The sequence below is a fragment of the Nitratireductor alexandrii genome (genome assembly GCF_004000215.1).
Classification (GTDB): domain Bacteria; phylum Pseudomonadota; class Alphaproteobacteria; order Rhizobiales; family Rhizobiaceae; genus Mangrovimarina; species Mangrovimarina alexandrii.
This window is the reverse complement of record NZ_RBVY01000011.1, coordinates 71,842-91,855: the sequence shown is the minus strand read 5'-3', so window position 1 is coordinate 91,855 and position 20,014 is coordinate 71,842. Positions and strand designations below refer to the sequence as shown.

Annotated in this window: 19 protein-coding genes and 1 pseudogene; 3 read left to right on the top strand and 17 right to left on the bottom strand. The window is 65.6% G+C overall.

What is annotated here, in order from left to right:
* The 3 genes from nqrC to EP380_RS20930 are packed head-to-tail and all read right to left on the bottom strand — an operon-like array spanning window position 1 to window position 3,004.
* Window positions 1-813, bottom strand: coding sequence for an NADH:ubiquinone reductase (Na(+)-transporting) subunit C (nqrC, locus tag EP380_RS20940; RefSeq protein WP_127600523.1), 813 nt, complete (start codon window positions 811-813; stop codon window positions 1-3).
* Window positions 801-1,649: an RnfABCDGE type electron transport complex subunit D gene (locus tag EP380_RS20935; RefSeq protein WP_106573078.1), complete on the bottom strand. Its 849-nt coding sequence runs from the start codon at window positions 1,647-1,649 to the stop codon at window positions 801-803. Before EP380_RS20935 ends, nqrC begins: the two co-directional genes overlap by 13 nt.
* Window positions 1,649-3,004 (bottom strand): NADH:ubiquinone reductase (Na(+)-transporting) subunit A, encoded by a 1,356-nt coding sequence (locus EP380_RS20930; RefSeq protein ID WP_127600521.1) that lies wholly within the window; start codon window positions 3,002-3,004, stop codon window positions 1,649-1,651. The genes EP380_RS20935 and EP380_RS20930 overlap by 1 nt, the downstream gene beginning before the upstream one ends.
* A 364-nt stretch (window positions 3,005-3,368) precedes the next feature.
* Between EP380_RS20930 and EP380_RS24060 the strand changes: the two are divergent.
* Both EP380_RS24060 and EP380_RS24055 read left to right on the top strand, forming a co-directional pair.
* A pseudogene (locus EP380_RS24060) lies at window positions 3,369-4,607 on the top strand (FAD-dependent oxidoreductase); the annotation flags it as partial.
* On the top strand, window positions 4,567-5,172 hold the full coding sequence (locus EP380_RS24055; protein ID WP_420845890.1) for a M20/M25/M40 family metallo-hydrolase: 606 nt from the start codon (window positions 4,567-4,569) through the stop codon (window positions 5,170-5,172). The pseudogene EP380_RS24060 and the gene EP380_RS24055, both read left to right, overlap by 41 nt.
* 106 nt (window positions 5,173-5,278) lie before the next feature.
* Here the strand turns inward: EP380_RS24055 and EP380_RS20920 are convergent, their stop codons facing one another.
* The 5 genes from EP380_RS20920 to EP380_RS20900 all read right to left on the bottom strand — a co-directional run bounded on the left by EP380_RS20920 (window position 5,279) and on the right by EP380_RS20900 (window position 11,277).
* Window positions 5,279-6,442 (bottom strand): NAD(P)/FAD-dependent oxidoreductase, encoded by a 1,164-nt coding sequence (locus EP380_RS20920; protein WP_127600517.1) that lies wholly within the window; start codon window positions 6,440-6,442, stop codon window positions 5,279-5,281.
* 50 nt (window positions 6,443-6,492) lie between these two features.
* Entirely contained in the window at window positions 6,493-6,918 is a 426-nt protein-coding gene (locus EP380_RS20915; protein WP_106573094.1) for a universal stress protein, read from the bottom strand.
* The gene (locus EP380_RS20910) at window positions 6,911-9,505 is read right to left on the bottom strand and encodes a TRAP transporter permease (protein ID WP_127600515.1); all 2,595 of its coding nucleotides are present in this window, start codon (window positions 9,503-9,505) and stop codon (window positions 6,911-6,913) included. The genes EP380_RS20915 and EP380_RS20910 overlap by 8 nt, the downstream gene beginning before the upstream one ends.
* Before the next feature lie 76 nt (window positions 9,506-9,581).
* Window positions 9,582-10,562: a TAXI family TRAP transporter solute-binding subunit gene (locus EP380_RS20905; protein ID WP_127600513.1), complete on the bottom strand. Its 981-nt coding sequence runs from the start codon at window positions 10,560-10,562 to the stop codon at window positions 9,582-9,584.
* Between the two features lie 43 nt (window positions 10,563-10,605).
* Complete coding sequence (locus EP380_RS20900) at window positions 10,606-11,277, bottom strand: GntR family transcriptional regulator (protein ID WP_127600511.1); 672 nt, start codon at window positions 11,275-11,277, stop codon at window positions 10,606-10,608.
* A 109-nt stretch (window positions 11,278-11,386) separates the two neighbouring features.
* Here EP380_RS20900 and EP380_RS20895 point away from each other — a divergent pair, with 109 nt between their 5' ends.
* Window positions 11,387-12,748, top strand: coding sequence for an NAD(P)/FAD-dependent oxidoreductase (locus tag EP380_RS20895; protein WP_127600509.1), 1,362 nt, complete (start codon window positions 11,387-11,389; stop codon window positions 12,746-12,748).
* Between the two features lie 20 nt (window positions 12,749-12,768).
* On the opposite strand, the gene EP380_RS20890 is transcribed toward EP380_RS20895, so the two are convergent.
* From EP380_RS20890 to EP380_RS20850, 9 genes are all read right to left on the bottom strand, one after another.
* A complete protein-coding gene (locus tag EP380_RS20890; protein ID WP_127600507.1) occupies window positions 12,769-13,695 on the bottom strand; it encodes a hydroxymethylglutaryl-CoA lyase in 927 nt (308 codons plus the stop codon).
* Between the two features lie 3 nt (window positions 13,696-13,698).
* The gene (locus EP380_RS20885) at window positions 13,699-14,919 is read right to left on the bottom strand and encodes a CaiB/BaiF CoA transferase family protein (protein WP_127600505.1); all 1,221 of its coding nucleotides are present in this window, start codon (window positions 14,917-14,919) and stop codon (window positions 13,699-13,701) included.
* A gap of 77 nt (window positions 14,920-14,996) precedes the next feature.
* A complete protein-coding gene (locus EP380_RS20880; protein ID WP_164749936.1) occupies window positions 14,997-15,908 on the bottom strand; it encodes an FAD synthetase family protein in 912 nt (303 codons plus the stop codon).
* Between the two features lie 31 nt (window positions 15,909-15,939).
* The gene (locus EP380_RS20875) at window positions 15,940-16,371 is read right to left on the bottom strand and encodes a cupin domain-containing protein (protein WP_127600502.1); all 432 of its coding nucleotides are present in this window, start codon (window positions 16,369-16,371) and stop codon (window positions 15,940-15,942) included.
* Window positions 16,368-17,111 (bottom strand): ribonuclease activity regulator RraA, encoded by a 744-nt coding sequence (locus EP380_RS20870; protein WP_199190530.1) that lies wholly within the window; start codon window positions 17,109-17,111, stop codon window positions 16,368-16,370. Before EP380_RS20870 ends, EP380_RS20875 begins: the two co-directional genes overlap by 4 nt.
* The gene (locus EP380_RS20865; protein WP_127600500.1) at window positions 17,108-17,962 is read right to left on the bottom strand and encodes a fumarylacetoacetate hydrolase family protein; all 855 of its coding nucleotides are present in this window, start codon (window positions 17,960-17,962) and stop codon (window positions 17,108-17,110) included. The genes EP380_RS20870 and EP380_RS20865 overlap by 4 nt, the downstream gene beginning before the upstream one ends.
* Entirely contained in the window at window positions 17,962-18,786 is an 825-nt protein-coding gene (locus EP380_RS20860) for an FAD binding domain-containing protein (protein ID WP_106573104.1), read from the bottom strand. The genes EP380_RS20865 and EP380_RS20860 overlap by 1 nt, the downstream gene beginning before the upstream one ends.
* Complete coding sequence (locus tag EP380_RS20855) at window positions 18,783-19,274, bottom strand: (2Fe-2S)-binding protein (RefSeq protein ID WP_106573105.1); 492 nt, start codon at window positions 19,272-19,274, stop codon at window positions 18,783-18,785. Before EP380_RS20855 ends, EP380_RS20860 begins: the two co-directional genes overlap by 4 nt.
* Before the next feature lie 12 nt (window positions 19,275-19,286).
* On the bottom strand, window positions 19,287-19,970 hold the full coding sequence (locus tag EP380_RS20850; protein ID WP_127600498.1) for an SRPBCC family protein: 684 nt from the start codon (window positions 19,968-19,970) through the stop codon (window positions 19,287-19,289).
* Between the last annotated feature and the right edge of the window lie 44 nt (window positions 19,971-20,014).

Here is a 20,014-nt window from a genome sequence, read left to right as displayed (position 1 = left end):
TCATCGCGGCAGCCTCCCCTCGCGCAGATTGTCGAGGAACGGGCCGAACCCGTCCGCGCCGAGCCAGAATCGGACGAGATTGGAAACGCCGAGCGAGGAGCGCGTCGCGCCGGTGATGCCGTCGACCTCGTAGGCGTTGCCGGACGCGTCGCGCACGACGCCTATGCGCATCTCGCCGGCCTCGTCGGCGACCTTCTTGCCGGCCCACTGGGCCTGCCATTCGGTGTCGGTGATGCGGCTGCCCAGCCCGGGCGTCTCGCCCTGCTCGTAGATCGAGATGGCCGCGATCGTGTTGAGATCGCCTTCAAGCGCCAGATAGGCGCGGATGGTCGACTGGTAGCCGGTGCCGTAGGCCGGCAGCACGACGAGCAGCGTCTCCTCGTCCCGGCGCACGATGTGGACCGGCGCAAGGTCGGGCCGCCGGCCGATGCCGGCAATGTCCTGCTCCTTCGACAGCGCGACCGAGCGCGCGGGGTCGGTCGCTGCCGCCGCCGCGACGAAGGAGGCCGGATCGACATCGTCCTCATAGATACCGGCCGTCAGGTCGACAATACGCGTCTCCAGCGTGTCGGCGTCGACCTCGCCGAGAATATCGGCCATCCCCGGCACGGAAGCCAGCATCTCGGCCATGCGCTGCTGGCGGGCGCGCTCGACATTCTCCATCTGCCGCGGCTTGAGGCTGACGGCGGTGACAGCCACGGCGACGGCCGAAACGGACGCGACCAGAAAGGCCACCAGGAAGGTCTTGGCGCTGCTGTCGTTGGGCAGCGCGAGGAATCGCCGCCACCAGCTGAGAGGGTTCAGGTCTGCCATGGCCTGCGCTTCCTGCGAGTGATGTTGATGCGGACGGCGATGCGGTCGATCAGCGGCGCGAACACGCTGCCGAGAAGGGCTGAAAACACGATGGCGGCGGTGGAGCCGACGCCCTGCCCGGCTTCGCCGAGGATGACGATCAGCACGCCCACCAGCAGCCCGTGGGCCCAGCGTCCGGGGTTGGTGGCCGCCGCGCTTGCCGGCTCGCACACGAGATAGACCGCGCCGAGTGCGAGGCTCGACGTCAACAACGCGCCCGGCATGCCGAGCCCCTTCAACATCGCCCAGCTTGAAAAGCCGATCGCCACGGACACCAGGATGCGCCAGGAAATCAGCCCCGACGCCAGAAGAAGAAGCGCCCCCGGCAGCACGGCGGCGGCGACGAGCAACGTATCGCCCTGTTCGGCGCCTGATGCCGGGAACGAGAAGAACACGAAGGCAAGGGCGGCGACGGCCGGGTGCAAAAAGGAATAGCCGCGCCCGCCGAATATCTGCTCGCCGATCACCACGCCGAAACTCAGCGCCAGCAGCGCCTGCCAGGCGGGAAGCCCGGACGGCACCATCAGGCAGAAGACGATCGCGGTCGGCACGGCGTGCCAGTTCATCTGCCGGCCGCGCAGCCGCGTAAACAACAGGGTCCAGCCGAGCGCGACGGCAAGCGCACCGGCGATCAGCGGCAGGATCGCGCCCGCCGTCTCATAGGCCGCCGCGGCAAGCGGAAAGGCCAGCGCCAGCGAAAAGACGCTCGTTGCCCGGTCGCCGGTCCAGCGGCGTGGAAGATGTCCGCCCCGCCCGGCAGCCAGCGCGGTCTGAGGGAAGTCGATCCGCGCGTCCATCAGCCTTCCGCCTCGATCTGGTCAAGCACCTCGCGCAGCAAGGCGCCGTAATCCGTGCCGGTGGTGCACAGATGCGAAAGCAGCGCGAGATCCTCCTCCACCAAGTCGAGACACCCCAGATCGCGGGCCGTCTCGACATCGCCGATCGAGAGCGCGCGCAGCAGCGGCACCGGCAATATGTCGAGCGGCATAGCGCGCTCGAAGGCCTCGCGCGGTATGATCGCCCTGTCCGGGGCGCCCGCGAACAGCCCGCCCAGCCGGGCAAGCAGCCCGTGCCTGCCCCGCCCCTCCGCCTCGTGCGCAAGCACGGTGACCTGGTTGTGATAGCAGCCGAGATAGGCCGCCTCGCGACCGGACAGCGCCGGGCCGGAAATGACCCGCACCGCGCCCTCGATCAGTTCGCCGTCGAGCGCCTCGTCCAGCGAAGCGCCCACAGGCAGCCGCACCAGCGAGGGATCGCGCACGCCCGCGCCGGCGATCGCCACGACACGCTCGCCCGGCAACCGTCCGGTCGCCAACAGATGGCCGATGGCGATCACATGCTGGTAGCCGATCTGCCAGACCGTCCCGCCATGCGCCACCGGAGCGAGGTGATGGATATGGGTGCCCGCCAGCCCCGCCGGATGCCGGCCCGACACCGCGACGTCGCGGATGCGTCCGTCCCCATCGCCGCATAGCGACGGACCCGGCGCGCGGCACACGTAAACGGGTCCGCGGGTCAGCAGCGGCAGCACGGCGAGACCGCGCTGGAAGGCGTCCGCGTGCAGCCCAATCGCCACGCGCGGATCCGCCGCCAGCGGATTGCTGTCCAATGCGGTCACGAAGATCGCGTCGGCGCGCGCGTCGGGGTCGGGAATGTGGCCGAAGGGACGCGCCAGGAAGGAGGGCCACAGCCCGCTGCGCAGAAGAAGGCCGCGCATATCCCCCGCCTCGGCGGGGTTCGACGGCACGTCGTGGCTTTCCGCCTCGTCGCCGTCGCGCCGGATCACCAGCGAATCGAGCGCGCGCCGCCGGCCGTAATTGATCGCCGTGACGATGCCGGCGGCCGGTGCGGCAAAGGCGATCTCGGGCCGCTTTCGATCGACGAAGACCGTCTGACCGGCGCGGACCCTGTCGCCGGGCCCGACCGCGAAATCAGGTCTTACCCCGGGAAGGTCGTGGCCGGAGACCGCGACCGAGGCGACCGCGCCGGCCGCCTCGCGCACGAGCTGGCGCGGCTTGCCAGGCAAGCGGATGTCCAGCCCCCGCCTGATCCCCAGGTGGATCGGATCGTGTGTCCCTGTTCCAGCCAACCTTGTCCCAACCAACCCTGACCTGTTCCGTGCCGCATGAAAGAGGCAATCCGCAGACTGCATGTTTTGGAGCTTATTCCGACCGGCGATCCCCGCGCCTTGCGCTCGATCAAACCGTTCGTGTCTCGACCGTTTTCCAAGACCGGGTCGGATCGTTTCGAAGGGGCGTCACGGCCCGGGCGAGACCCGAGAAAGGCGAATGCGGCAACGATCCCTCCCGACCGGTTCGGAAAATCCAGCGGGGGAAGGCCGGGGGCGAGGCGTTCGCGTCGACGGGCGGCGCGTCTTGTCCGGCAAGGCCGGCCGATTGAATTTCTTTCACCAAATCCCGTTCTTTATGTGTTTGGACGCGGCCGAAACTGTTCCTACTGTCCCCGCGACCTTCGGTATCCGCCTCGTTTTCTTCGAAAATACGCTGATTTGATCAATGAAAACCCATGCCCATGTCGTCGTCATAGGTGGTGGTGCGGTCGGCATGTCGATCCTCTATCACCTGGCCAAGGCCGGCGTCAGCGACACGCTGCTGATCGAGAAGAACGAACTGACCAGCGGCTCGACCTGGCACGCCGCCGGCAACATCCCGACCTATGCCAACAGCCAGGGCGGCATGCGTGCGGGAAACTATGCCTGGCGGCTCTACAAGGATCTGGCACAGGCCGTCGACGCCCCGATCACCTATCGCCATACCGGAGCCTTCTGGACCGCCCAAACCCAGGAAAGGGTCGACTTCTACCGCCACCTCGTCGGTATTGCCGATACGCTTGGCTATGATCTGCGCATGCTGACACCGTGCGAGATGGAGGCGATGCATCCCTATTACACGGCCGGCACGCGCGTCATCGGCGGTCTTTACGATCCTTACGAAGGGGATGCCGATCCCAGTCAGTTGACCCAGGCCCTGGCCAAGGGCGCGCGCGATCTGGGCGCCGCCATCGCCCGCTTCACCACCGTGCGCGCGATCACCCGGCGCCCCTCGGGCGACTGGCTGGTTGCAAGCGACAGGGGCGATGTGGTTTGCCAGGTGGTGGTCAATGCCGCCGGCTATTATGGGCGACGGGTCGGGCAGATGGTCGGCCAATCGCTGCCGATCGTCACGCTCGAGCACCAATATCTCGTCACCGAGGCGCTGGCGGAACTGGAAGCCGACCCGGCGAATTTTCCGCTGGTGCGCGATCCCGACTCCATGTTCTACCTGCGCCGCGAGCGCAACGGGCTGTTGATGGGCTCCTACGGGCACGCCGGCCGTGCCGCGTGGCTGGACGGCATGCCCGACTGTTTTGCCAATCAGCTTTTTCCAGACAGTGTCGACGACATGATGGAGGTGCTCGAAGCCGCGCTGGAGCACATCCCGTTGCTGCGGCAGGCTGGCGTCAGGCGCTTCGTCAACGGGCCGATTCCCTACAGTCCCGACGGCGCCCCGCTATGCGGTCCCGCCTACGGCTTGCCGAACGTCTTTCACGCGTGCGGCTTTCCTGTCGGCATCACCCATTCCGCGGCGGCGGGCAAGGCGATCGCGGAGTGGATCAGCGAAGGCGAAACCGAGTGGGACATGGCGGCCTGGGACCCGCGCCGTTTCGGGGACTGGGCCGGTTTCGACTACGCCGTTGACCGGGCCTGCGACCTGTATGAGCACCAATATGCCATCCCCTATCCGCACCGACATCGGCGTCTCCGCCGTCATGACTGCCGGCCGGCTGATCGCGCGCCTGGCCGAGATGGCCGAGGCGCAAAAGCGGCCGGGCCTGCTGCAGCAGGCGTTCGTGCCGCCTTACACGACCATCCATGTCGGCATGGTTCAGGGCGGGCTGGCGCCATCGATCATCGCCCGCCATTGCGCATTCTGCTGGGATATCCGAACCCTGCCGGGAACCAAGTCGCAAAAAATCGTCGATACGTTCACGCACTGGGTCGAGGACGTCATCCTGCCCGAGATGCGGGCCGTCGGCCCGCGCTCGTCGATACGCACGACGACCGATTTCGACATCCCGCCCCTGGCCGTCGATACGAACTCGAGCGCCGAACGGCTGGTGCGCGCGCTGACTGGAGACCGCGAGGTCAGATGCGTGGGCTATGCGACGGAAGCGGGCCTGTTTCAGGGCCAAGGAATCGATACGGTCCTGTGCGGCCCGGGCTCGATCGAGCAGGCCCACAAGCCGGACGAATTCTTGCCGCTTTCCGATCTTGGCCAATGCGATCTGCTCTTATCGCGGTTGATAAGGCAGATGTGCTGAACCGCGCCGGAGCGGGGCGTCGCGCGTCGTCAAGGACAAGCGGAGTGAGGCCGTTTGCCCTTCGGCCCGGCGCGGCCAGCTTCGGGCCCACCGTATTGCAGGCGGTCTAGATGATGCCGCGCTCCGGCAACGGTTTTCCGTCCGCGACGCGCTGCCATCCGAACCGCGTCAGGTCGATCGTCTCGTAGCCGCCTTTGACAATCAGTTCGGCGATCGCCCGCCCGCAGCCCGGCGCGTGCATCAGCCCGTGGCCGGAAAAGCCGGCCGCCATGTGAAAATTGCCCAGACCATCGGCGCCGGGGCCGATGATGGCGTTGCCGTCGAAATCGTTCTGGTCATAAAGCCCCGGCAGGGTGGCCTTGCATTTCGTCCGCTCGAATTTCGGAAAGCGGTGCGCCAGAGCCGGCCAGACGACATGCTCGAAATAGCCGTGGTCGGCCTCGAAATTATAGCCGCGCGGTTCCTCGAGCGTCGGCACGCCACCGGAGTAGCCCCTGCCCTCCGGCCGGAAGGCAAGCCGTTCAGGGTCTTTGAGATAAGGCAGCGCCTCGATCTCGTCCTCGCATTCGAAATAGTGCTCGAACCGGCGCAGAGGTTCGATCGGCACCGCAAAATCCAGCATGGCGCAGATATCCTTGGCCCACGCGCCCGCGGCGTTGACGAAATGGTCGGCCTTGATGCGCGAGCCCTTGTCGGTCAGCGCCGCCGTCACCGTCGCCGCCCCGCGCTCCATTCCCGTCACGGTCTCGGCCAGAAAAACCGCGCCCAGCGCCTGCGCCTTCTTGCGCAAGCCCATGAGCACCGCATACGGATCGAGCCAGCCGTCGTCGGGCGACAGCACCGCCGCGCCCAGATCCCCCACATACATCGATGGAAAGCGCGCCTTGATCTCGCCGGGCTCCAGCCAGACCACATTGCAGCCGAGGCCGAGCTCGGTATCGTAATTGGCCTTGAGCACGTCGATTTCGGCCGGCGGCACGATGAAGATATATCCCTGCTTCTTGAAGCCGATCTCGGCCGGGCCGTTCTCGGTCGCCATCGTCTCGGGAAAGTTTTCGTAAAACGGGATCGAGTAGTTCGAAAGCGCGATGTTTTCAGGCAAGGAAAACAGCCGCCGCACACCTCCCGAAGCACGCGGCGTCGATGCCTGTCCATAACCCGGGTCGCGCTCGATCACCGTGACGTCGAGCGCGGGCGAGAGCGTCTTCAAAAAATAGGCCGCGGCCGCGCCGATCGCTCCGCCGCCGATGATTGCAACGTTCGTTTTCATCACATTTGTCTCGACAGTTTCGAATTCTTCCCTTCGCGGCGCCAGGCCGGCTACTCGCGCACGACCATGACCGAACATGTCGCGTGTCGCACAACCCTGGCCGCATTGGGTCCGAGCAGATAGTCGCCGAGCTCGGGACGGTGCGAGGCCATCACGATCAGATCCGCGTTCACCGTCTCGGCCATTGACCGGATCTGATCGTAGATCGCGCCATGGGCCACGATGTGATGCACCTGCAGGCCTTCAAGGCCGGCCTGCCCGGTATAATCGTGCAAACGCGCCCGTGCCGCCTCGGTCAGCCTTTTCGAAAAATCCTTCGGAAAAAAGGTCGAGGCGAAACTGTCCAGCGGCGCAACGACGTTCAACACATGCAGAACGGCGTCGTAATCGAGAGCGATCTGCCGAGCCGATTTCATGGCCTTGTCGTTGACGCGCGGATGGTCGAGGTCGACCGGGACGAGGATATTGTCAAACATCGGGCAACGCCTTGCGTTTGTTCCGCCGCCCCATTTGCAGGAGCACGATTAGCCCGAGCACGGCATAGGCGGGGCCGTAGAACCATTCTTTCGCCACGCGGGCGGACGGGCGCTCCACCTCCAGCACCTTCCAGCCGAAATCGACGCCCCATTGCTGCGCGGGACTGTTGAAGTCGACATTGTCGACATAAACCCCGTCATCGCCGATGCGCATCTCCATGCCAGTCGCCTCACGCAGGCGATCCTGGCCGGATTCGCCGGCCCGGCCGAGCGGAATCGCGATCACGCGCTGGATCATGTCGCCGCTGAAATTCTCCCCTTCCATCAGCAGACGCAGCTGGGCGTCGTCTTCGGCGTCGGCGACGATCTCGTGGATCGAGGCCGGCTCGGCCGCCTCGAAGGGCGGTTGCACCAGGTCCAGCCAGAAGCCCGGCCGCAGAAGCGACAAGGCGACCACCAGCAACACGGCGCTCTCCCAAAGCCGGCTCTTGACGAGAAAATAACCCTGGGTGGCCGCGCCGAACGCGCACATGGCGATCGTCGACGAAACGATGACCAGCACGGCGCCCCACCAGCTTGCGATATTCATCAAGAGCAATTGCGGGTTGAAGACGAAGATGAATGGCAGGATGGCGGTGCGAAGGCTGTAGTAGAAGGCCTGCACGCTGGTCTTCATCGGGTCCGAGCGGGCCACGGCCGCGCCGGCGAAACTGTCGACGGCAACGGGCGGCGTGGTGCCGGACATCAGGCCGAAATAGAAGACGAACAGATGCACCGCAAACAGCGGGATCACCACCCCGTTCTGGGCCGCGAGCGTGACCAGGGGCTGCGCCATGACGCTGGCGACCACGATATAGTTTGCCGTCGTCGGCAGCCCCATGCCCAGAACCACGCACATTATGGCCGTGAACAGCAGCATGATCATGACGTTGCCGCCGGAAACCGCGTTGATGATTTCCGTCATCAACAGGCCGAGGCCGGTCAGCGAGACGACCCCGACGATGATGCCGGCCGCGCCCATCGCCACCGCGATGCCCACCATGTTGCGCGATCCCGAGATCAGACCCTCGACGAGGTCCGCCCCGCCTTCCCGCAGGCACGGGCCCAACGCCTCGCTTTTCCGGCCGCGGAAATAGGCCGTGATCGGCTTTTGCGTCAGCATGATCGCCACCATCACGACAATCGCCCAGGAGACGGCGAGCCCCGGCGACAGGCGTTCGACCATCAAGCACCACACTAAAACACCGATCGGCAGCACGAAGTGCAGCCCCGCCATCAGCGTCGGTTTCAGCTCGGGGATCGTCACCAGCGGCGCGTTCGGATCGTCGATCTCCAACTGCGGATATCCGGACGCGACCTTGAGCAGCCAGAGGTAAAGCGCGGCCATCACCAGGCCGGCGACGGGCGTGGCGTAGTCGCCGGCGAAAAGCTCGATCCCGTTGGCGGTCACGTAAACCAGCCCGGCGACCAGCGCCACCAGGCCGAACCCGAACAGGAAGCTCCAGATCTGGCGCAGCAGCGAGCTTTCGCGGACCCTGGCCAGCACCGGCATGTTGGCCTTCACCGCCTCGAGATGCACGATGTAGAACAGGCCGATATAGCTGACGATCGCGGGCACGAACGCGTGCACGACGACCTCGTAATAGGTGATGCCGACGAACTCGGTCATCAAAAACGCGGCCGCCCCCATCACCGGCGGCATGATTTGCCCGTTAATCGAAGCCGAGACCTCGATCGCGCCGGCCTTTTCGCGCGAAAAGCCGATCCGTTTCATAAGGGGAATGGTGAAGGTGCCGGTGGTTACGACATTGGCGATGGCCGAGCCGGAGATCAGCCCGGTGAGGCCGGACGAGACGATGGCGGCCTTCGCCGGCCCTCCGCGCAAATGGCCGAGCATCGAGAAGGCCAGCTTGATGAAGAAATTGCCGGCGCCGCCCTTGTCGAGCAGGGCGCCGAACAGGACGAACAGAAAGATGAAGCTGTTCGACACCCCGAGCGGCAGACCGAAGACACCCTCGGTCGTCAGCCACATATGATCCACGTAGCGGTTCAGGGAAAACCCGCGATGCGAGATCAGGTCGGGAAGCAGCGGCCCCAGGAAAACATAGACCGAAAACACCGCGGCCACGATGACCAGCGACAGGCCGAGCACCCGGCGGGTAACCTCCAGCACCAGGAGAATGCCGAGTATCGATACGGTCGTTTCGGCGGTGGTGCGCACACCGCCGGCATTTTGGACCACGTCGCGGTAAAAGAGCAAAATGTAGAGGCAGCATCCGGCCGCGAGCGCGGCCAAAAGCCAGTCATGCGCGGGAATTCTGGTCCGCGACGAATAGCGAAAGGCGGGAAAGGTCAGAAACCCCAGAAAAAGCGCGAAAGCCAGATGCAGTGCGCGCTGCTGACTGTCGTCGATCAGGCCGATCCCGGTGACGAAGGGCAGAGGAGAGGCCACGTAAAGCTGATAGAGCGGCCAGAACAGCGCGACCACGAACAGGATCGCGCGCGCAGTGCCGGACGGGGCGCGCGCACCGGTGTCGTTTTCCGCAATCAGGTCGTCAAGATCGTCCTGCTGGGTCTTCGCGTTCATCCGATGTCTCCCGCGCTGACGAGAACGGGTGCCACTGAGAGCACCCGTTCGTCTTCTTCCTGATCTGCCGCCCTTGTTATTTCAGCAGGCCGACTTCGCGGAAATATCGTTCGGCGCCCGGGTGGTAGGGGACCGAGCGGCCATTTGCGACCGCGCCGTCACGGTTCACATGGGCATAGAGCGTCGACTGGGCCTTGAAGTCTTCGAAATTGTCGAACACCGCCTTGACCAGATTGTAGACGACCTCCTCGTCGGTATCGGCCGTCGCAATCAGGGTCGCGGTAAGCCCCCAGGTCGTCACCTCCTTGTCCTGGCCCTTATAGGTGCCCGCCGGGATCACGGATTTCGAGAAATAGGGCAGTTCCCCGATCATCGCCGCGATCGTGTCGTCGTACCAGTTGATGACCGTGGTGTCGCAGGTGTTGGTCGCCTCGGTGATCGACGAAGCCGTTATACCGGTGGTGTAGAAAAAGGCGTCGATCTTGCCGTCGCACAGCGCCTGTGCCTGTTCGCGCGACGTCAGCCGCGTGGCCTGACCGAAATAGGAATCCGGATCGGTGCCGTAACGCGCCAGCGCCGCGACCATGCTCGCCTCCTGACCGGAGCCGGCATTGCCGATATTGACGATCTTGTCTTTCAGGTCGGAGAAATTTTCCAACTCCATATCCGCCCGTCCGACGAGATGGGACGTGTCGATATGCAGAGAAAACAAGAAGCGCAGATCCTCGTTCGCGCCATTGGCGTCGAAGACGGAGGAGCCGTTAAAGGCATGGTATTGCCAGTCCGACTGGACGATGGCGACATTCAGGTCGCCTGCCGCCATCGAACGCAGATTGGCCACCGACCCGCCCGTAGATTCGACCGTGCAGCGTATATTGTGGCCCTGCGCCTCACGGCTCTTGTTGAGCACATTGCAGATGAAACCGCCGGTGGGATAATAGCCGCCGCCGATACCAGCCGTGCCGATATTGACGAACTGGCGTTCCTGCGCGGCCGCTCCAGAGGCCGTGAGCGCGGCTACGCCGGCAGCAAGTGCGATCTTAAAAACTATATTCATCTGGCTTCCTCTTGCCGATTGCTTGATCCGGTTTGCATTTTTTTCAGGCACCTCTTCTCAAGAAGGCCGCGACTTCTTTCTTGGTCGCCTCGATATGCGCGCGCAGCGCCGCGACGGCGGCGTCCACGTCGCCCGCCATGCAGGCGGAGAGTATGTCCTGGTGCTCGCGCATCGGCCGCTCGAGGCCGGTGGCCTCGGTGACGAGCAGCCGCAAATACTGGCCCAGCTTCTGCTGGAGATCGTCGATCATCGCCAGCAACTGCCGATTGCCGCATGGCTCGTAGAGCATTTGATGGAACTGCACGTTGAGCCGGCTCCACTCGCTCACCTCGACCTTCTGCGCGTAGTCCCGCAGCAGCGCCTGCGTCTCGCGAAAATCGGCGGCGATCATGTTCGGCACCGCCAGTTCCAGCGCCCGGCATTCAAGCGCGATGCGGATGTCGAGAAGCTGGAGGATCTCCGTTTCGGTGTAGAAGCGGACGGTGGCCCCCTTGTTCTTTTCAAACACGACCAGGTTTTCGACTTCCAGGCGGCGCAACGCCTCGCGCACGGGAATTTTGCTGACGCCATGGCTGCGCGCGATTTCGTCCTGGCGCAGCGGCGTCGCCGGAGGCAGTCGGCCGGAAAGGATCCGCGCCTTGATGTCCGCGTAAATCGGATCCGAGGCGCTGGTCGCGCGTTTGGCTCCGGCCTGAGGGTGGGTTACGTTTGCCATTTCGGATTTGATTCTTGCAAATCGTATACTATTTTGTCAATGGAGAATACGAACGCCGGCGCAAAGATCGTCTCGCGCGTCCCGAATTGCACAGCAGGAGCCGTCAGCCATGTCCTCGCCCACAACGATCGTGATCGGAACCGGCATTATCGGCATTGCGACGGCCTATTATCTCGCCCGGTCCCGGAACCAGCCGAAGGTCGTGCTGGTGGACCGGGATCAGCCGATGGCGTTCACATCGGCCCAGTCGGGCGAGAACTATCGCAACTGGTGGCCGCACCCCGCAATGGTGGCCTTCACCAATCGCAGCATCGACCTGATGGAAGACATCGCCCGCGACAGCGGCAACCGGATCAACATGAACAGGCGCGGCTACGCCCTGGCCACGCGCGGCAGCGACATCGACGCGATCGTCGCGCAGTTGCACGACGGGCTCGGCGACGAGGCCGGCCGCCTGGTGCGCTATCACACCAAGGACGTCGCCCCGACCTACGCATCGTTCGACAAGCCCGACTGGCAAGGCGTTCCCGACGGCGTCGACATCCTGCAAAACCGCGCGCTCATTCGCGACCGCTTCCCGAGCTACGACCCGCAGGTCGAGACCGTCATTCACATCCGCCGCGGCGGCGACATCAGCGGCCAGCAGCTCGGCATGTACATGCTCGACTATTTGCGCGAGGCCGGCGCCGAGCGCCTGCTCGGCGAAGTGCGCGACATCGCGACCGGAGACGGATTCCGCGTCGAGGTCGCGACGCCGGACGGGATCCGGCATCTCGAGGCCGACAGGATCGTGAACGCGGCCGGTCCGTTCGCCGACAAGATCGCCGCCATGCTGGGCGTGGACCTGCCCGTCCACAGCACGTTCCAGCAAAAGGTCGCATTCGAGGACCATCTGGGCGCCGTGCCGCGCACGCTCCCGTTTTCGATCGATCTCGATGCCCAGACGATCGACTGGTCCGAAGAAGAACGGGCGATGCTGCTGGAGGATCCGGATTTTGCCTGGCTGGCACACCCCATGCCCGGCGCGATCCATTGCCGCCCCGACGGCGGCGACGGCGGCAAATGGGTCAAGCTCGGCTGGGCCTATAACGAGACCCCGGCCCAGGCCACCTGGGAACAGCAGCGTCACGACAATTTCCCCGAAATCGTGCTGCGTGGCGCGGCGCGCCTGTCCCCGGCGCTCAAGGCCTATTATGGCCGGCTGCCGCGCAGCATGCATCATTATGGCGGCTGGTACACCATGACCGGCGAGAACTGGCCGCTGATCGGCCCGATGGGGCCGGACGGCGCGTTCATGAACTGCGCTCTGTCGGGATTCGGGACGATGGCGGCCTGCGCGGCCGGCGAACTCTGCGCCGCCTGGATGGCCGGCAGCGCGCTTCCCGATTATGCGGACGGCTTTTCCCTGCGCCGCTATCAGGACCCAGGCTTGCTGTCGGCCCTGCGCGCCGCCAACAAGGGGGTGCTGTGACGGCGCGGGCGACAGGGACTTCAGGCGCTCGCGTCGAGGCCTTGCGGCGGCGCGCAATCGCGCCATCGGACCAGATCGGCGCCGATAGGGCCTAGCGCCTGCGCAGACAGTCCCGTGTCGACGCCCATGGCGGCGAACATCGCATCCAGGGCTTCGGTCGCCACATTGCCGCTCGCGCCGGGCGCGAACGGGCAGCCTCCCAGCCCGCCGACCGCCCCGTCGAACCGCCGAATCCCCACCCGCCATCCGGCATAGGCGTTCGCCAGGGCCAAGCCGCGCGTGTCATGCAGATGCAGCTCGAAATCGACCTCGGGCAGCTCCTCCATCAAGCGCCGGCAAAAAGCCTCGACCTGCAACGGGTTCGCCATGCCCACCGTGTCGCACAGCCCGATCCTGTCGGCGCCGGCTTTGGCAAGCCGCGTGGCCAGCCGGACGACCTTGTCGAGATCCGCGGCACCGTCGAACGGGCAGCCGAACACGACCGACAGCGACACCCTGGTCACGAGCCCCGCAGCCCGGGCCTCCTCGTGAAGCGCCGACAAATCGTTCAATGACGCCTGGACCGAACGGTTCAGATTGGCGCGATTGTGCCCCTCGCTGGCCGACATCACCAGCGTCACGCCTTCCACGCCTGCCGCCAGTGCCCGTTCGAGGCCGCGGCGGTTCGGCACCAGCCCGAAACGCGTAATGCCCAGTCGTCCGGTAGCCCGCGCCACCTCCTCGGCATCCGCCAGCGCCGGAATCCATTTGGGATGCGTGAACGAGGTGATCTCGATTTCGGTGCAGCCGGCACCCGCCAGCCGCTCGATCAGCTCCGTCTTTTCGTCGCTCGGCATCAGCCGGGTCTCGTTCTGCAGGCCGTCGCGCGGACCGACCTCGGTGATCGACACGGACTGCGCGCGGCGCAAGGGCGAACCGGCCCGGTTGTCGTCTGAATGGATGACCATGGCTCAAACCACGCCGCGCTTGCCCAGAGCCTCGACCTCGTTCGGGGAAAGGCCGAGCGCTTGCGTGAGTATCTCGACATTGTGCTCGCCAAGCTCGGGCCCCACCCAGCGCACGCGTCCCGGATTGGCCGACAGCCGCGGCACAACGCCCTGCATCACAACCGGCCCATAGGTCTCGCTCGCCACTTCGATGACGGCGCCGCGCTCACGAAAATGCGGGTCCGCGCACACGTCGGCCGCGTCGTTGATCGGTCCCGCCGGCACGCCGTAATCGTTCAGGCGGGCCAAAAGCGCATCCCTAGTCAGGGTTTTCGTCCATTCCGCGACGATGTCGTCGAGCAAGGCCTGATGCTGGCCGCGGCTGCGATGATCGGCAAAGCGCGGGTCCCCGGCCAGTTCCGGGCGTGCCATGGCCTGGGTCAGCCGTTCGAAAATCGCATCGCCATTGGCGGCGATCAGCAGCCACTTGCCGTCCACGGTCGGATAGAGGTTCGACGGCGCGATCCGCGGCAGGCCGGTGCCCGCGCGTTCGCGCACGGCCCCGGTCGCGCCATGCTCCGACAGCACGCTCTCGCACATGGCAAGCATTGCATCGGTAATGCCGACATCCACCACCTGCCCCTTGCCGGTAAGGGCGCGGCCGTGAAGCGCCGAGAGGATGCCGATACAGGTGAAAAGCCCGGCCACGCTGTCGCCCACCGACAGGCCCATGCGCGGCGGCGGCCGATCGGGAAAGCCGCACAGAGCGCGGACGCCCGACATCGCCTCGGCGATCGCCCCGAAACCGGTGCGGTTCGAATAGGGCCCGGTCTGGCCGAAACCCGACACCCGGCCGATGACGAGTTTGGGATTGGCCCCCATCAGGCGCGCGGGAGCCAGATCCCACTTCTCGAGCGTGCCCGGACGGAAGTTTTCGACCAGAACGTCCGCCTGGCCGATCAGCTTGCGCGCGATCTCGCGCCCCGCGTTCTCGCGAAGGTCGAGAGTGAGCGATTTCTTGTTGCGGGCGATGACCGGCCACCACAGGCTGCGGCCATTGAGCGTTTCCACGCCCCATTGCCGCATGGCATCGCCACGCCTCGGCGGTTCGATCTTGATGACCTCGGCGCCGAGGTCGGCCAGGACCTGACCGCAGAAGGGCCCGGCGATGAAACTGCCCATCTCGATCACCCTGAGGCCGGTGAGAGCACCGTCGATGGCTTGCGTCGCGTCGCTGTTCGTCATGGTGTCGCTCGTCTCTCCCCGATTGTTGGGTGGCCGGGCTGCGCCAGGCGGCAGGCCGGTCCGTCGTTTCCGCCCCGTCAGACCGGGCAGCCGTGATAGTCCAGCAGGACCACGCAGGCCTCCTCCACGTGAAGCGAGGCATCGCCGCCGAAGACCCGCAGGTCGATTTCCAGCGGCTTGTCGTAGGGCGGCAGGCGATGGCCGATTGCAGCGGTGCCGGCCAGGCGCGCGCCGCCCTCACGCTGGATTCCGACGGAGTAGAGGCCCGCCCGCGGCTCCATGAGGTCGGTGCGCACGCGGCCTCCTTCCATCGCCGTCAGCCTGAATCGGTTGCTTTGGACATGGCGCAGCCTTCCGGCGATGCGATGGAACTCGCCCATGCCGCGCGCGGCGACGCGCGGCTGGCCGGCCAGCAGCGCGTTGCGTATCGCGGTGGAGGAGATCTGCTGTGTCGAAGCGCGCAGCAGCGGTAAGACCGTGACGCCAAAGCCGAGCGCGCGACCCAGTTCAAGCAAGGTGTCCGTGGTGCCGGCACGGGCCTTGCCGAAGCGGAAATTTTCACCGACCACCACATGCCGAAGATCGAGCCCGTCGCAGATAACCAGGCGCGCGAAGTCTTCCGGCGACAGGCCGGCCATCTCGCGGTCGAACGCCAGTTCAAACAGGCAGTCGACACCGAGCCTTTCAAGGCGCTCGGCCCTGGTCCGGCAATCGGTAAGCCGAAACGGCGCAGCATGGGGCGAAAAAAACGCCCGCGGATGCGGCTCGAAGGTCACCACTCCCAGCGGGCCGCCGTGTCGCAGGGCCTGCTTGCGTGCCGTGTCGATGATGGCGCGATGACCGAAGTGCACGCCATCGAAATTGCCGATCGCGGCGCAGGCGCGCCGGTCGCCGTCGGCAAGTTCTTGAAAGGATCGGACGAGTCTCATCAGGGTGCCCCGGTGGTTGAAGCGAGGCCGTTCGCGCCAAGGAAAACGGCGCCGCGGCACTTCATCGCCCCTTGCTGGGCGCGGCGGGCGTTCAGTCGCCCTTGTGCAGAAAATCCCCGATGGTCTCATCGGTGTGGAACACCGGCTTTTCGTAATAATGCGGCCCGTCATAGATCTCGATCAGGACGCTTTTCTCGTGCGCCAGCGTCGGCCCGTGCGGGTTGTCCTTCGGGTTCATGTAGAAGCTGCCGGGTTTCAGCCGCAGCCCGACATCGGTATATTCGTAGTCGCCCTCAAGGCAGTACATGAACTGGTTCGAGGCATGGATGTGCTTGACGGGAATATGCCCTCCCTTGTCGAACTCCAGGATCGCGATCGAGGCGCCGGTTTCCGGGTTCTTCCAAAGAAAATACTGGCGCAGACCGTAATCGGGGAAGTCCAGCCACTTGTCCGCATCCAGCGCGTCGCGGTCGATCAACACTTCGAGCGACTGCGCCAACGCAGCCTTTTGTTCCGCGTTCATGCATCTTCCTCCAGGTTGGGGCGGCCGGCGGCCACCCAGGCTTCGTATTCCTTCCGGCTGTCGGGCGTGGCCGGGAACAGGCCGAATATCGAGCGGCCGCGCCGTATATGCGCGGCGACGAACGTTTCGTAATCGCCGGCGGCGGCGACCTCGTCGGCGACCTCCTGGGCCAGATGGCGCGGCAGCACCACGACCCCGCTCTTGTCGGCGACGACGATGTCGCCGGCATAGACCGGCACGCCCGCGCAGCCGATCGGATCGTTGAACGCCACCGGACTCAACGCGATCGGCGTGGCCGGTCCCGACGGCCCCGCCTGAAAACACGGCAGGCCGGTCTCCGCCACACCGGGGCTGTCGCGATAGCCGCCATCGGTCACCACCCCGGCGACGCCGCGCGTCTTGAGGCGGAGCGCCATCATGTCGCCCATGCACGATGCGCGCCGGTCGCCCCCGGTCGACATGACCAGGACCGCACCCGGAGGACATTCTTCGATAGCGCGCCGGTGCAGGCTCTCCTCGGTGGCGTAGAGCGCCATCGTGTCCAGATCCTCGCGCGCGGGAATGAAGCGCAAGGTGAAGGCTGGCCCGACGAGTCGCGGCTGGTTCTCCGCCACCGGCGACAGGCCGACCATGAAGCTGTTGCGCAGCCCCCGTTTCAGGAGCGCATTGGCCAAGCTGGCGGGATCGCATGTCTCGAGCGTCCGGCGCAGGGCGTCGGAAATGGGCGCGGTCTGCGTCACGCTGCGGGCTCCTTGACGACCGTATTGCGCAGGATGCCGACGCCTTCGAGTTCGACTTCGACCGTGTCGCCATGCTTCATCCAGACTGGCGGATCCCGGCGAAGCCCGACGCCGCCCGGCGTGCCGGTGACGATCACGTCGCCGGGATTGAGTGTCATGAAGGTCGAGACGTGTTCGATCTGCTCGGCGAGGTCGAACATCATCAGATCGGTGGTCGTGTCCTGCATGACCTGGCCGTTCAGGCGGCATTTCAAGGCCAGGCTGCTATCGGGCGCGATCTCGTCGGCGGTCACCATCCATGGGCCGAACGAGCCGGTCGCGGGGAAGTTCTTGCCGGCGGTCCACTGGTTGACGGCCAATTGCCAGTCGCGGACCGACCCGTCATTGTAGCAGGATATGCCCGCCACGTGCTCCAGCGCCCTGGCCCGGGGGATGCGCCTGCCGGCCCTGCCGATCACCACGGCCATCTCCGCCTCGAAGTCGAACTGATCGCTTTCGCGCGGGATCACGAGCGCGCGCCCATGGCCGGTCTGCGATTCCGCGGTACGCAGAAACAGCGACGGCGCGGCCGGCTTTTCGGTGTCGTGGTTGCCCTCGGCGCGGTGGGCCTTGTAGTTCAGCCCGACGCAGACGATCTTGCCCGGATTGGGCACGACCGGCAAAAAGCACAAATCGTCCAGATGAAAGTCGGCGCTCGCGCCCTTGACGGCAGCGGCGGCACGTTCCAGCCCCCCGTCGCGCAGCAACGCGACCAGATCGCCACCGAGCCGGCAACCAAGATCGAACACCCGCTCGCCGTCCGCCACTCCGAAACTGGCTCGGGACGGCGTCACGTAAGACATCAACTTCATCAGGCTTTCTCCATTTCCAATCCGCCGGCCGCCATGTTCAGCGCGCGGGCGGCGGCCACTGCGACCAGATGCGCGCGGTAGCGCTTGCTGGCATGCATGTCCTCGTTCATGGTCGCGGGATCCTGTTTGAGGTCCCTGATCGCGTCCGGTGACCAGTTTGCGCGCAGCGCGGCCTCGAAATCCGCCTGCCGGAACACGCAAGGGCCGGCGCCGTTGACGGCAACCCTGATCTGCCCGTCAAACGCGGCGATGAAACACCCCACCGTGACGTAGCCCGATGCCTGGTTGGCGATCTTGTGATAGCCCGCGCGGCGCGGCACCCGGAAATGCACCCGCAAGACGAGCTCTTCCGGCTCGAGCGCCGTCTCGAACAATCCGGTGAAGAAGGCGTCGGCGGGGATGCGCCGCTTCGTGGTCTCAACCGTCGCGTCGAGGCCGACGACGGCGGCGGGATAGTCCGCCGCCGGATCATTGTTTGCGATCGAACCGCCGATGGTTCCCATGTTGCGCACCTGCGGATGGGCGATGCCCGAAGCCAGATGCCGCAGCGCGGGGATCGCCATGCCGATATCGGCATGGGCGGCGATTTCGGCATGGCGCGTCATCGCGCCCACGCTCACATGGGTGGAGGAGACCTCGATCCCGCGCAGCTCCGCGATCGCGCGCAGGTCGATCAGCACGCTCGGCCGGTCCAACCGCTGCTTGAGGGCGGGGATCAGCGTCTGGCCTCCCGCCAGCACGCGCGCTTGCGGGTTGCCGCGCAGAAGCTCGAGAGCCGCGTCCAGGTTTTGCGGGCGTTCGTATTTGAAATCGGGAAGGTTCATCGCACGCTACCGTCGCCGCATGAGTCCGGTGCGTTGCGGGCAACGTCCATGATCGCATCGACGATGTTCTGATATCCGGTGCAGCGGCACAGATTGCCCTCCAGGGCCTCGCGGACCGCCCTTTCGTCATGGCCGATGCCGCTGCGCACGACGTCGATCCCCTGCATCACCATGCCGGACGTGCAGTAGCCGCACTGCAGCGCATGATGCTCCCTGAACGATTCCTGCATGGGATGCAGCCTGTCGGAGGTTCCCAGCCCCTCGATCGTGGCCACCTCCGAACCGTCCGCCTGCACGGCCAGGAGCGTGCAGGATTTGACCGCCCGCCCGTCCAGGTGAACGGTGCAGCATCCGCATTGCGTGGTGTCGCACCCGACATTGGTGCCGGTCAGCCCGCAGAGTTCGCGCAGGAAATGGACGAGCAACATGCGCGGCTCGACCTGATGGGTTTCGGGAACCCCGTTAACGGTGATCGTGACTTCGTTCATGACCGTCGCCTCTCAGTGCGTGCCAAGCCAGGCGGCGGCCGCGGCAAGGACGGCAACCGTGAAGGCCCAGGCCCAGCCAGGCATCTGCAACGTGAACTGGCCGGCCGGCGAAACGGCGGGCGCGGCCGCGACCAGCGCCGCTTTTCCAGGCACGGCCGCCGCTGGCTCGCGGTCAGACCCGAACGCCTCCTGGCCACCGGAAGCAGCAGGGGCCGCGGCCTCCCCCGATCCCTCCGCCAGGGCCGACGGGTCCTTCAGCAGCGCTTCGAACTTGTCGAAAAACTGCCCCGCCATGCGCTTGGCCGTCGCGTCGATCAGCCTCGATCCGATCTGCGCCAGCCGGCCGCCCATCGCCACATCCGCGCTATAGCTGAGACGGGTGCGCGCCGTGTCGCCGTCGATGTCTTCAAGCACGACCTGCGCACTGCCCTTGGCAAAGCCGGCAATGCCGCCTTCGCCCTCGAAGCGCAGGGTGCAACGTGCCGGCGGATGCAGGTCCTCCTGCCACAGCCGCCCGCGGAAACGGGCGCGCACCGGGCCGAGCGAAGCCAGAACGACCGCCGAATAGGCGCCGTCGTCGTCGAGGGTAAAGGACTCGCAGCCGGGAATCGCAGCCTTCAAGAATCGGGGGTCCAACAGCCCGTCCCATACGCGTTCGCGCGGGGCTTCGATGTCCTGGCTTCCAGTCAATTGCATGTCACTATCCGATCTTCTGATATCGCGGGCATCGCCGTTTCGCG